Origin of the sequence: Streptomyces mauvecolor, assembly GCF_039532965.1 — a bacterium.
Classification (GTDB): domain Bacteria; phylum Actinomycetota; class Actinomycetes; order Streptomycetales; family Streptomycetaceae; genus Streptomyces; species Streptomyces violascens.
In genome coordinates this window covers 1-12,010 of record NZ_BAAASQ010000002.1, presented here as the reverse complement: position 1 = coordinate 12,010, position 12,010 = coordinate 1, and the positions used below count along the sequence as shown (strand labels likewise).

Here is a 12,010-nt window from a genome sequence, read left to right as displayed (position 1 = left end):
CAACGTGACATTGTACTCTGGGTCTCCGCTCGGTACGGAGGAACAGCGCATGGGTCACCTGAAGCAGAGCAAGGTCATCACCACCACCGAGCGCCTGCGCGACCAGGTCGCCCACGCGCTGCGTGCCGCGCTGATCTCCGGCGAGCTCCGCCCCGGCCAGGTCTACTCCGCGCCCGGCCTCGCCGAGGACTTCGGGATCTCCGCGACCCCCGTGCGCGAGGCCATGCTCGACCTCGCGCGCGAGGGTCTTGTGGAGCCCGTCCGCAACAAGGGCTTCCGGGTCACCGAGGTCAACGAGCGCGACCTCGACCAGTACACCGAGATCCGCGCACTGATCGAGGTCCCCATGGTCGGCCGGATCACCCGCACCGCGGACCGCGCCGACCTCGAAGCGCTGCGGCCGGTCGCCGAGGAGATCGTGCGGGCCGCCCGCGACCACGACCTCATCGGCTACCTGGAGGCCGACCGGCAGTTTCACCTCTCGCTGCTCGCCCTGGGCGGCAACGAGCGCCTGGTCGAGACCGTCGGCGACCTGCGCAAGCGTTCCCGCCTGTACGGTCTGACCGCCCTCGACCAGCGCGACGAGCTCATCCCCTCCGCCGAGGAACACGTCGAACTCCTCGACCTCATGCTGGCCGGTGACGCCCGCGCCGCCGAGAAGTGCATGACCCGCCACCTCGGCCACGTCCGCTCCCTGTGGGCGCGGAGCGAGGCGGCCGAACCCAAGCCGAAGCGCCGCCTCGGCGCGGGCCGCTGAGCGGGCCCGTACCGTTTACGCGTCCCCGGGCTCGGTCCGCTCGATCGGGATCCAGAGGACGGCGTCCGTCACGTCGCCGGTCTCCGCCGGCCGGGTGCGCAGGATTTCCGGGCCCGGGCGGCTCTGGTACGGGTTCGACGGGAACCACTCGGTGAACACGTCCCGCCACAGGTGCTGGAGCGCCTCCGGGAACGGGCCGGTGCTCTCGAAGACCGCCCAGGTGCCGGCGGGCACGAGGAGCGAGTCGAGGTCCTCGGGCGGCGCCGTGTGGGTCAACACGGCGTGCCAGTAGTCGAGTTCGGTGCCCTCGGCCCGGCTGGGGTCGAGGTCGTCGCAGGCCGAGACGATGCCCTCGGGCTCCTGGTCGGACAGGGGGTGTATGCGCTGCGACGTCTCCTGCCCGATGCTCCGGACGAACTCGGCGATGGCCGGGTTCACCCCCTCGTGCACGAGCGGAACCCGCGCCTTCCGACCCACCAAATGAAACGCTTCCTTCTCCACGACCCGGTATCGCATGCTGGTGCTCCCTTCGACGATGAGACGGAAGGACATCCGGGGCTGGGACCGCAGGGCCGCGCCGGTACGGCGAGCCTCGCCGGGGCCGACGCCGTGCACGGCACGGAACGCCCGCGCGAACGCCTCCCCCGACGTGTAGCCGTACCGCACCGCCACATCGAGCAGCGTGCGCTGCCCCGCGAGCACCTCGGCGCCGGCGACGGTCAGCCGCCTGCGCCGCACGTATTCCGACAGCGGCATTCCGGCGAGTGCGGAGAACAGCCGCCGGAAGTGGTACTCCGACGTCATCGCGATGCGGGCGAGTTCGCCCACGTCGATGTCCCCGTCGAGCCGGTCCTCGATGTGGTCCATGGCCTGGTTGAGCCGTTTCAGCATCCCGGCCCCCCTTCCTTCCTTACGCACCCCACGCTAGGAGCGCCCCACTCCACCCGACCCGACATTCTGTGCCCGCCCCGATCGGTCCCTCGAACGCCCCGGAGTCCCGGTGCTGCGGTCCGGGGCGCGGCCCCGGGGAGCCCGGACGGTGGGTCAGGATGGCCCGGGAGGGGGCCCGAAGCCCCGGCGCTGGCTACTCTGCACGGGTGACCACCGAGTTGACCTTGCTTACGCGCGTCGCCTACCGGGGCCAGGAAGTGACCGCCCCCCGCCTGCGCGGCCTCCTCGCGCTGCTCGCCGAAGACCTGCGGGCGGGCTGCAGCACGGGCCGGCTGGTCGAGGGGCTGTGGCCCGAGGAGCAGCCCGAGCGGCCCGGCAAGGCCGTACAGGTGCTGGTCTCGCGGGCCCGGTCGCAGCTCGGCGCGGATCTCATCGCCAGCACCCCCACCGGGTACCGGCTCGCCCTCGCCGAGGAACAGGTCGACAGTTCCGCCCTGCTGTTGCACGCCGCGGCGTGCGAGGCACGGGCCCGGGCCGGCGAGCACGACGAGGCACTGGCCGAGGCCGAGGCCGGGCTGGCCCTGTGGGACGGAGCGACCGGTGACGGGGACGACCTGCACGACCCCGTCGCCGCCCTCTGCCTCGCCCGCGCCGGAGCCCACCGCACCCTCGCCCGCGGCCGCGCCCTCGCGCTCGCCCGGGTCGGCAGGAAGGCCGACGCGGTCAAGCCGCTCGCCCGGCTCGCCCGCGAACTCCCCCGGGACGAAGAGGTGCTGGCCGAACTCATACGCTGCGAGGCCGCCACCGCCGGCCCCGCAGCGGCTCTCACCCGGTACGACTCCTACCGCCGCGCCCTGCGCGACGAGCTCGGGGCCGACCCGGGCCGTGAACTCAGGGCGATCCACCAGGAGTTGCTGCGCGGCGAAGCCCCCGTCGTCCGGCACGGCGTGCTGCACGAGCCGAACCCGCTGCTCGGCCGGGACGCCGACGTCGCCGCGGTCACCGGGCTGCTGCGCAGCGCCCGGGTCGCCACCGTCGTCGGCCCCGGCGGGCTCGGCAAGACCCGGCTCGCGCACGCGGTGGGCCGCGCCGCCGAGCAGCGCGTGGTGCACTTCGTGCCGCTGGCCGGTGTCACCCTCGACGACGACGTGGCCGCCGAGGTCGCCTCCGTGCTCGGCGTCGCCCTGCGCACACCGGGGGCCGCCGGGATCATCGCGGGCATCGTCGGCGCGCTCGGCCAGGGCCCCGTGCTGCTCGTGCTCGACAACTGCGAGCACGTCATCCGGGGCGCCGCCGAGCTGGTGCGGGCGCTGGTGGCGGGCTCGAAGGAGCTGCGGGTACTCGCCACCAGCCGCGCCCCGCTCGGCCTGACGTCGGAGTCCGTGTACGCGCTGCCCGAGCTCGGCCTCGTATCGACGGTGGAGTTGTTCCGTCAGCGGGCGCGCGCCGCGCGGCCCGATGCCGAGCTGCCCGAGCGGGCCGTCGAGGAGCTGTGCCGCCAGCTGGACGGGCTGCCGCTCGCGGTCGAGCTGGCCGCGGCCCGGGTCCGGGTGCTTTCCGTGCCCGAGATCGCCCGGCGGCTGCGGGACCGGTTCGCGCTGCTGCGCGGCGGCGGAAGGGACGTACCGGAACGCCACCGCACCCTGCGCGCCGTCGTCGAGTGGAGCTGGAACCTCCTGGAACCCGAGGCCCAGGCCGCCCTGCGGATCCTGTCGGTGTTCCCCGGCGGCTTCACCGAGGACGCGGCCGAGCACGTACTGGCCGGCGACGACGCGCTGTTCCTCCTGGAGCAGCTCGCCGACCAGTCGCTGATCAAGGCGGCCGACACCGCGTCCGGGGTGCGCTTCCACATGCTGGAGACCGTGCGGGAGTTCAGCGCGGGCCGCCGCGAGGAGGCCGGCGAGGAGGAGCTCGTCACCGGCCGCTTCCTCGGCTGGGCGAGGGACTTCGGCCGGGCCCACAACGACGCGCTGTTCAGCCCCGAGTCGCTGAGGGTCTGGGAGTTCATCAGGACCGAGCAGGACAACCTCGTCCTCGCGCTGCGGCACGCGCTGGCCCGTGACGACTGTCCGGCCATCGCGGCGCTCACCGCCGTACTCGCCTCCCTGTGGGCCACCGACTCCAACTACACCCGGCTCACCGACCTCGCCGCCGATTCCGGAAGGCCGCTCTCCCACTTCCGGCCGGGCCCCGACGACATCGAGCCCGTCCGCAGTGCCGCCGTGGTGTGCGCGCTGAGCCTGTTCATGGGCTACGGACCGCACGCCGTACGCCAGTTGGTCATCGTGCGCCGGCTGCCGCCCGCCGAGCCCGACACGCTGCTCAAGGCCATGGACCGGGTGCTGCGCGTCCTGCCCGAGGTGCGCCCGCCGCACTACACCCGGCTGCTGGAGCTGTGCGACTCCGAGCACCCGCTGCTCGCGGGGGTCGCCGAGTGCTTCGCCAGCTATGTGTGGGAGCACGAGCACGAGATGGACCGCGCGCTGGACTCGGCCCGCCGGGGCCTGGAGGCTCTCACCCAGGTGCGCAATCCGGCGACCGAGATGCTCGGCCACGGCCGCATCAGCGAGCTGTGCCTGCAGAGCGAGCGGGGCGAGGAGGCGTACCGGCATCTGATGGCCGCGCTGAACGTCCTGGAGCGGACCGGGGACTGGTCCGACTCGGCCGGCTGGCACGACACGGTCGGCGTGCGCTGGGGGCTCGTACTCGCGTGCCTGCAGCTCGGTGACGTCGACGAGGCGGAGCACTGGCTGAACATGGCCACGCTCGAACTGGAGCCGGAGTCGGTGCGGGCCTTCAGCCCGGATCTCGCGGACCGCGCCGAGATCGCTCTGCTGCGGGGTCTGACCGAAGTCGGGCTCGGCCTGTGGCGGAAGGCGGTGGGGCAGATCCGCGAGGTCGACGCGCTGCATGCCAACGACCCGTTCGTACAGGCGTGGTCCCTGCAGATCCAGTCGGCCGCCGTGGCCGCACACGCCCGGCACGGCCGCCTTGAGCCGGTGGCCGAGCTGGTGCCCCGACTGAGCCTGCGTGTACTGGGGTTGCTGACCAGCCCGCGCCCCGAGGACAGCCCCGCCGAGCTGCCCGTCTCCGGCACGATGCTGCTCGCCATCGGCCTCGCCCGGATCGCGAAGGGCGACGCCGCCTCGGGCGTACGGCTCCTCGCGCTCTCCGAACGGCTGCGCGTGCACCGGGAGTTCCCGACCATGTCGACCGTCCGGTCCCGGCAGTCCGCCGAAGACGCCGACGGGGCGGCCTACGCCGACGCGGTGTCGGAGTACGCCGCCCTGGGGCGGAGCGACCTCGAAGCGGCCGCCGTGCACGTGCTGCGCGGCATCAGCGCTGCGGATCCTGATTGAACTTCGCCTTCGACCAGAAGTAGCCGAGGACGGTGAGGCCGAGCGACCAGGCGATCGCGAGCCACGCGTTGTTGCCGATCCCGGTGCCGAGCAGCAGGCCGCGCAGCGTCTCGATGGCCGGGGTGAACGGCTGGTACTGGGCGATCGGCTGGAACCAGCCCGGCATCGAGTGCAGCGGCACGAACGCGCTGGAAAGCAGCGGCAGCAGGATCAGCGGCATCGCGTTGTTGCTGGCAGCCTCGGCGTTCGGGCTGATCAGGCCCATGCCGACGGCGATCCAGGTCAGCGAGAGCGAGAAGAGCACGAGCAGTCCGAAGGCCGCGAACCACTCCAGGACGGTGGCGTCGGTGGAGCGGAAGCCGATGGCCACGCCGACCGCGCCGACGAGGACCACGCTGACGATCGACTGCAGCACGCTGCCGACGACGTGCCCGACGATCACCGAGCCGCGGTGGATCGCCATCGTACGGAAGCGGGCGATGATGCCCTCGGTCATGTCGTTGGAGACGGAGATCGCGGTGCCGACCACGGTGCTGCCGATGGTCATCAGGAGCAGGCCGGGGACGATGTAGGCGATGTACTTGGCGCGGTCGGGGCCGCCGCTGCCGATGCCCATGCTCATGGTGTCGCCGAAGATGTAGACGAAGAGCAGCAGCAGCATGATCGGCGTGAGCAGCAGGTTCAGGGTGAGCGACGGGTAGCGCCGGGCGTGCAGCAGGTTGCGGCGCAGCATCGTCGAGCAGTCGCGTACGGCGAGGGACAGGGAGCTCATCGGACGTTCTCCTTCAGGGCGGCCGGGGCGGCGGCGGTGGTGGGGTGGCTGGTCAGGGCGAAGAACACGTCGTCGAGGTCGGGGGTGTGGACGGTGAGTTCGTCCGCCTCGACGCCGGCGGAGTCCAGCCAGTCGAGGATGGCGCGCAGCTCGCGCTGGCTGCCGCCGCTCGGGATCTGCAGCGACAGGGACTCGTCGTCGCGGGTCGCCTCGCGCAGGGCGGCGGCGGCACTCTGGTACGCGGCCGGGTCGGTGAAACGGAGCCGGACGTGACCGCCGGGGACGAGCCGCTTGAGCTCGTTCGCGGTGCCCTGGGCGACGAGCTTGCCGCCGTTCAACACGGCGATACGGTCGGCGAGTTCGTCGGCCTCGTCCAGGTACTGGGTGGTGAGGAAGACGGTCACGCCGCCCGCGACGAGGCCGCGGATGATGTTCCACATGTTGTGCCGGCTGCGCGGGTCGAGGCCGGTGGTCGGCTCGTCGAGGAAGATGATCCGCGGGCTGCCGACCAGCGTCATGGCGATGTCGAGGCGCCGGCGCATGCCGCCGGAGTAGGTGGAGGCGGGCTTCTTCGCGGCCTCGACGAGGTCGAAGCGTTCGAGGAGTTCGGCGGCGACCCGGCGGCCCTCGCGGCGGGACAGGTGGTGCAGGTCCGCCATGAGCAGCATGTTCTCCTCACCGGTGATCAGGTTGTCCACCGCCGAGAACTGCCCGGTGACCCCGATCGCGGCGCGCACCGACTGGGGATGGGAGGCCAGGTTGTGGCCGCCGACCCACAGCTCGCCCGCGTCGGCGGTGATCAGCGTGGAGAGGATCTGCACGGCGGTGGTCTTCCCGGCGCCGTTCGGCCCGAGCAGCGAGAAGACGGTGCCCGCCGGGACGTTCAGGTCGATGCCGTCGAGAACGGTCTTGTCCCCGTAGGCCTTCCGCAGCCCGGTGGCTGCGATCGCGAGTTCGTTCGTCGTCGAGTTCATGCCGCAGAGCTTGCGGCGGCCCGGGTTCAGCGCGGTTTCAGCGCGGTTTCAGGGGCCCCGGTCCGGTGAATCCGGCACGTGGGGAAGGCCGGCCGGATGCGTGCGCAGGGCTGCTCGGGGGCTGGTCGGGGGCAGCTCGGGAGGGCCAACTGATCATTTTCGTACGGGAGTTGGCGGGTGTCCGGGCTCCTGGGGGGGCGACATGATGATGGGCCCCGTACCCGACCAGGTACGGGGCCCATCGGCGCATGCGTGGCGGGGTCGATCAGGCGGCGGCGAGGGAGATCTCGGTCGACTTGATCAGGGCGACGACGGAGGTGCCGGCGGCCAGGTTCAGGTCGGCGACGGCGTCCTTGGTGATCGCGGCGGTGAGCTCGCCACCCTGGACGTCGACCTTGACGGAGGCCATGGCGCCACCGGTGGCCACGTCGGCGACGGTGCCCGGGATCTGGTTCCGGATGGACAGGCCCTCGACCGGCCCGGTGGCCAGCGAGACCTCGGTGGACTTGATCAGCGTCTTGACCGCGGACCCCTCGGCGAGACCGAGCTCCTTGACGGCTTCGAGGGTGATCGCGGCGGTGATGTCCTGGCCGCCGTCGAGACGGACCTTGACGGTCGCCATGGCCTCGCCGGGGGTGATGGCGGTGACGGTGCCGGCGATCTGGTTGCGGATGCTCAGGCTCATGAAGAAAACGCCTCACGTGGGTGGTTCCGTTTTGTCAGGCTTTGGCCTGCAACATGGTCCACGCTATAGGCGTCCGGGGGCCGCGTTTCGAAGGGTGTCGCATCCGCGAGCCTCGTTCGGGGGAGAGGGGGGGGGCAGATTCGACGCGTCCGAAGGCCCCGAGTTTCCCGGGCCGTGCGGCTCGGCGATATGGGGGCTTTGGGCCGGGAGGGGGCGTGCGCTCCGGTAGGGGGCGAACTCGCCCAGGATGAAGAACGCCGCCCGCGTCATGCCCCTCGAAGCCATGCCCTCACTATCGCTCGGCTTCCGATACGTATCGGAAGCCGAGCGATAGTGAGGGCCGGCGAGAGGACCGTCAAAGGCCGAGGTCGGTGAAGAACTGGTAGCTGGTGGGGTCGCCGGACATCTGCCAGTTGATGCCCTGGAGGAGGAAGCAGGCGACCAGGTTGCTGGCGGCGAACAGGGTGATCACGGCCAGGGTGACGGTGGCGGCCTTGCGCAGCAGGGGCGAGGCGGCGGTGGCGTTCAGGGGCTCGGCCTGAGGGGTGAGGAACAGGGCGGCAGCGGCGGCCACGGCCGCGCCGAGGAAGGCGATCAGGGCCCAGGTGTACAGGTGCAGGCCGAAAAGGGCGCCGGCGTACCCGGGGTCGGGGGGCACGATGTGCATCAGGACCTGGGTGGCCGAGACGACGCTGCCGATGAGGGCGGCCATGATGGCCCAGCCCCATCCGGAGGCCCACTCGCGGGTGGTCACCTCGCCCCTGCGGGAACGGGCGATGATCCAGGCGGGGCCCACCGCGCTGAGCAGGAAGAACATTCGCTGCAGCAGGCACATGGGGCAGGGGTACTCCCACAGCCCGAACTGGAAGAAGTACGCACCCGCGAGGGTGCCGCACAGTCCGACAACGTAGGCGTGGGCGAACCAGAGGCCCAGCCGGTTGGACAGCCGGGCGGGGCTGCTGGAGCTGGTCAGTGTGGTGGTCGCGGTGGCGGTTGCAGTGGTCATGTGAACTCTCCCCCTCAGAGGGCGATGTGGAAGGTGTGGGTGATGACGTGGGGGAGGAACGCGATCGCCGTGGCGACCAGGGTCCCGGCCCAGAGCAGGCTGCGGGAGCGGGCCGGCCAGTCGCGGAGCACTGCCATCACACACAGGAAGATGAGGAGGAAGAGGAGGGTGTACATGAGGTCCCAGCTTCATCGGGGTCCATTGTTGTTTTCTTGCCTCCACCTTCCGCCCGGCCGCGCGGGGCCGGTAGTGGCAACGGGCCGATGCATCCATAGAACGGATCTATGCCCCCGGTATTGATCCACCGGTATTGATCCGTCGGTATTGGTCCAGCGGCATTGACCCATGCCCTCGATCCGCGGCGGGCGTCGGGGTGGCGGGGGCGAGAGGGGCGGGGCGCTCGCAGGCCCGACGCCCTGTCCCAGACCTCGGAATCCTGGTGAGCGAGGCCAGCTCAGACGTGCGGGGACCGCCCGAAACCGCCCCGGACAACAAACAACCCCCAAGCCGAAGACCTGGGGGTTCAAGGAACTGGAGCGAGTGACGGGAATCGAACCCGCGCTCTAAGCTTGGGAATCGCCCAGCACTTTGACGCGCACGCGGTCTCTGACCTGCGAGAACGACCGCCGACGGCCCGGCTCTGGCTGCCTCGTCGGAGCCCTTGGTGACCGTTGCTTACCGCCCCTACTGGCACGTTGTGGCACGGCTGGCAGCCCTACTCGGCTACTGTCCGGCGTTCAGGGACCCCCGCTATCCGCTGCGTGCGTGCCTCACGGCCATGGGACGGCAGAGCAGAGGCGCACCCCGGTATCTGAGGCCGTGTGCAACGCTCCCACTTGTTCGCTGCACGGCAGGGGCCCTGGTACACCGCCGCAGTCGTGGTTGAGGAGTGTGGGCTCTGCCCTACAGACTGCGACGTTCGGGTGGACGACCATTGCCTTGTTGGATGATCTGGGCATGTGACGGGGGAGGGTGAGATGCGCTGCCCCCGTTGGATCCGCTCCCGATCCTCTGAGGAACGGTCAGCCTTCGAGACTTCGCAAAGGTGGGTGGCCGTGTCAGCTGCACCGCCTACGCTGCATCACTGGCTCTTGCTGCTTGGAGGATTGCTACTGCTGTCATCTGCTCTGAGGATCTTATGTGGTGACAGGGTCGAAGGAGGCTACTCGACCTTGCTGCCTACGACGCACCACTGCGAGCCACCCTGAAGAGTCACGTACGCCACCTGGCGATCTGCTACCCGATAGGTTCATCTCATGCCTGGCCGCCTTCTAGAACTACATGTCGAGAACTTCCGCAGCCTTCGTGACGTGACCATCCCACTCGGTCCGCTCACCGTCTTGGTGGGCCCCAATGGTGTGGGCAAGTCGAACGTACTGAAGGTGTTCGACTTCCTGGCCGCGATCATCCGAACTGACCTCCAGCCGGCACTCGACGAGCGAGGGGGATTCGATGAGGTGGCTTTCTGGGGTGGCGACAAGCCGCCAACATCGATGGCGATCAGGCTCAAAGCGGACTGGACGACGCATGCGAGTGTCAAGGCTCCGGACGAGTATTCGCTGACCATTCGCAGGCGTTCCTCGCCTGGTGGTCGCGACTCCTACACGCTGTCGCGCCAGGAGAGTTTCCAGTTCAAGCGGACACAGGGCCGAGGTCGGCGGATCACAATCTCCGGTGATGAAGCCCGCGTCGTAGACAAAAGGGCTGGTCGTGAGTCCGATGGGGGTAGTTTTGGTATCCAGCGATTGAGCAGTGGTCTGTCTACCCTGCCTCGGCTGGGGCGTTCAGATGGCGGGGAGGAGGTTGCGAGAGTTGCGGATCGTTTGTCTTCTTTCAGGGTCTTCGACGTGGACGTAACTGCTGCTCGACAGCCGACTCGTGCCCGCTCGATCAGGGCTGGCCGCTTGGATTCCCATGCTGAGAACCTGGCTGCGTTTCTGATCCAGCTCAGTGCGGACGAGGAACGCTGGGACCTTCTGACGCGAGATGCTCGCCGTATCCTTCCCCAACTGGATGCCATCGAATTCGAGCAAGTCGGGGGCTATGCTGATCGACTCGCCGTGGTGCTCCATGAACACGGCCTGCGTCGGACCACTCCGCTTGCTGACGCCTCGTTCGGAACAGTGCGTCTCCTCGGTCTGCTAGCCATGCTTTACGATCCCCGGCCTCCGGCACTGACGTGTGTTGAAGAGATCGACCACGGTCTGCATCCGCAAGCTCTTGAGCTCATCGTGGAGCGATTGCGGGAAGCGTCACAGCGAACGCAGTTCATCGTGGCGACCCATTCGCCAGCGCTCGTCGACCGATTGGAGCCTCACGAGTTCGTCGTCTGCGATCGTGACGAAGCTGGCGCATCCATAATTCCTGCTCTGACAACAAATGAGATCGAGACGATCGTTGCAGAGACAGGTGATCAGCCTCTTGGCGAGCTGTGGTTCTCTGGCGTACTGGGTGGCGACTTGACGGAGGACGAGCTGTGAGTCGCAGGCGGATACCCAGGTCCCTGAGCCGAGGTGTGGTTGTGCTCGCAGGCGAGAGTGCGAATGATCGTCGCATGCTGGCTGCGTTCATCAAGGCCGCGCACCCTGCCCTTGCGCATGCCGTCACTCTTACTGAGATCACCGACCCGGTGCGGCTGCGGAAGAAGTCGGGTGCCAACTTGGCGACGGCAGCGGGCACCCTGGTGAGCAAGGCACGCGGCAAGGCCCGATTTAAGGGTGGCGAGTTCGTTGGGATCGCTGTCCATGAGGACATGGATGCCTGCCCTGGGCCCGCCTACGACACTGCGCGAAGGGCCGTCTCAGATGCGCTGGCGAAGGCGACTGGCGCCTCCGAGTCTGTCTACGCGCTCGCTGCCGCAGAGTCTGAGGCATGGCTCCTCCTCTTTCCGGAGGCGTTCACGATCTACCGACCCTCGTGGAGAATCCCGGCGACGTGGCAAGGGAAGGACAGCGGGCGTCGTCAGACTCCGAAGGAGGACCTCGAAAGCCTCCTCAACAGTCCGCGCTTCAGGGAGAGCGATGGGCCTGAGATCGTAGCTGCAGCCTTGGCGCATGGCCTGCTTGCGGAACCCAAGGGGACGAACCGTTCCTACCTGGAGTTCATGACAGATATTTCCGGCTGGGAGCCTCCTCGAATGTCGAGCCGCTGACCCACGGGCTGACGAACTGCTTGGGGCCAGCCTGCTCAGACGCTGGTTTGAGCTAAAGGTCTCGACAACGAAGAAGGCCCAGGTACCTGACCTGGGCCTTCTCTCAAGAGCGAGTGACGGGAATCGAACCCGCGCTCTAAGCTTGGGAATTACGTGGGGCTGGGGTACCTACATTGGGCCTGACCCTGCGGAAAGGTGGACGATGCCAGCCCTCTGTAGAGCGTCGTAACGCGCTGCTGGTGACCGCTGTTTACCGCAAGCAATGGCACGTTGTGGCACGCGCGGAGACCGCGGGACGTTTGAGGTAGCGGGGCGGGGGCGCCGACCCTCTGGGGGTCTACGGTGGGAGCCCGTCTAAGACGTCATCTCATTTGGCTGTCTCGGTAGACTGCTGGCTGTGGTGGGGATTGTTGAG

The 12,010-nt window shown here is 69.1% G+C and carries 10 protein-coding genes; 4 read left to right on the top strand and 6 right to left on the bottom strand.

Annotated features, from left to right (window positions below):
- Positions 1–49 precede the first annotated feature (49 nt).
- A complete protein-coding gene (locus ABD346_RS00780) occupies positions 50–757 on the top strand; it encodes a GntR family transcriptional regulator (protein ID WP_344370576.1) in 708 nt (235 codons plus the stop codon).
- 15 nt (positions 758–772) lie between these two features.
- Here the strand turns inward: ABD346_RS00780 and ABD346_RS00775 are convergent, their stop codons facing one another.
- Positions 773–1,648, bottom strand: coding sequence for an AraC family transcriptional regulator (locus tag ABD346_RS00775; RefSeq protein ID WP_344370573.1), 876 nt, complete (start codon positions 1,646–1,648; stop codon positions 773–775).
- 206 nt (positions 1,649–1,854) lie between these two features.
- On the opposite strand from ABD346_RS00775, the gene ABD346_RS00770 reads away from it, so the two are divergent.
- Positions 1,855–5,007, top strand: coding sequence for an ATP-binding protein (locus tag ABD346_RS00770; protein ID WP_344370572.1), 3,153 nt, complete (start codon positions 1,855–1,857; stop codon positions 5,005–5,007).
- Here the strand turns inward: ABD346_RS00770 and ABD346_RS00765 are convergent.
- The 5 genes from ABD346_RS00765 to ABD346_RS00745 all read right to left on the bottom strand — a co-directional run bounded on the left by ABD346_RS00765 (position 4,985) and on the right by ABD346_RS00745 (position 8,620).
- Complete coding sequence (locus ABD346_RS00765) at positions 4,985–5,779, bottom strand: ABC transporter permease (protein ID WP_344370571.1); 795 nt, start codon at positions 5,777–5,779, stop codon at positions 4,985–4,987. The genes ABD346_RS00770 and ABD346_RS00765 overlap by 23 nt on opposite strands.
- Complete coding sequence (locus ABD346_RS00760; protein ID WP_344370570.1) at positions 5,776–6,753, bottom strand: ATP-binding cassette domain-containing protein; 978 nt, start codon at positions 6,751–6,753, stop codon at positions 5,776–5,778. The genes ABD346_RS00765 and ABD346_RS00760 overlap by 4 nt, the downstream gene beginning before the upstream one ends.
- Before the next feature lie 265 nt (positions 6,754–7,018).
- The gene (locus tag ABD346_RS00755; protein ID WP_344370568.1) at positions 7,019–7,438 is read right to left on the bottom strand and encodes a TOBE domain-containing protein; all 420 of its coding nucleotides are present in this window, start codon (positions 7,436–7,438) and stop codon (positions 7,019–7,021) included.
- Positions 7,439–7,793: 355 nt separating this feature from the next.
- Positions 7,794–8,444, bottom strand: coding sequence for a disulfide bond formation protein B (locus tag ABD346_RS00750; protein WP_344370567.1), 651 nt, complete (start codon positions 8,442–8,444; stop codon positions 7,794–7,796).
- A 14-nt stretch (positions 8,445–8,458) separates the two neighbouring features.
- Positions 8,459–8,620: a hypothetical protein gene (locus tag ABD346_RS00745; protein ID WP_159047794.1), complete on the bottom strand. Its 162-nt coding sequence runs from the start codon at positions 8,618–8,620 to the stop codon at positions 8,459–8,461.
- 1,080 nt (positions 8,621–9,700) lie between these two features.
- On the opposite strand from ABD346_RS00745, the gene ABD346_RS00740 reads away from it, so the two are divergent.
- Positions 9,701–10,924 carry an AAA family ATPase gene (locus ABD346_RS00740; RefSeq protein WP_344370564.1) on the top strand — a complete coding sequence of 408 codons (1,224 nt, stop codon included), beginning with the start codon at positions 9,701–9,703 and terminating at the stop codon, positions 10,922–10,924.
- 74 nt (positions 10,925–10,998) lie between these two features.
- Entirely contained in the window at positions 10,999–11,595 is a 597-nt protein-coding gene (locus ABD346_RS00735) for a hypothetical protein (RefSeq protein ID WP_344370562.1), read from the top strand.
- The last annotated feature ends 415 nt before the right edge of the window (positions 11,596–12,010 follow it).

Excerpts from the sequence above, each read along its gene's own strand:
- ABD346_RS00775 (WP_344370573.1), bottom strand. The coding sequence starts at position 1,648 with ATGCTGAAACGGCTCAACCAGGCCATGGACCACATCGAGGACCGGCTC.
- ABD346_RS00740 (WP_344370564.1), top strand. The coding sequence starts at position 9,701 with ATGCCTGGCCGCCTTCTAGAACTACATGTCGAGAACTTCCGCAGCCTT.
- ABD346_RS00755 (WP_344370568.1), bottom strand. The coding sequence starts at position 7,438 with ATGAGCCTGAGCATCCGCAACCAGATCGCCGGCACCGTCACCGCCATC.
- ABD346_RS00735 (WP_344370562.1), top strand. The coding sequence starts at position 10,999 with ATGCTGGCTGCGTTCATCAAGGCCGCGCACCCTGCCCTTGCGCATGCC.
- ABD346_RS00760 (WP_344370570.1), bottom strand. The coding sequence starts at position 6,753 with ATGAACTCGACGACGAACGAACTCGCGATCGCAGCCACCGGGCTGCGG.
- ABD346_RS00780 (WP_344370576.1), top strand. The coding sequence starts at position 50 with ATGGGTCACCTGAAGCAGAGCAAGGTCATCACCACCACCGAGCGCCTG.
- ABD346_RS00750 (WP_344370567.1), bottom strand. The coding sequence starts at position 8,444 with ATGACCACTGCAACCGCCACCGCGACCACCACACTGACCAGCTCCAGC.
- ABD346_RS00745 (WP_159047794.1), bottom strand. The coding sequence starts at position 8,620 with ATGTACACCCTCCTCTTCCTCCTCATCTTCCTGTGTGTGATGGCAGTG.
- ABD346_RS00765 (WP_344370571.1), bottom strand. The coding sequence starts at position 5,779 with ATGAGCTCCCTGTCCCTCGCCGTACGCGACTGCTCGACGATGCTGCGC.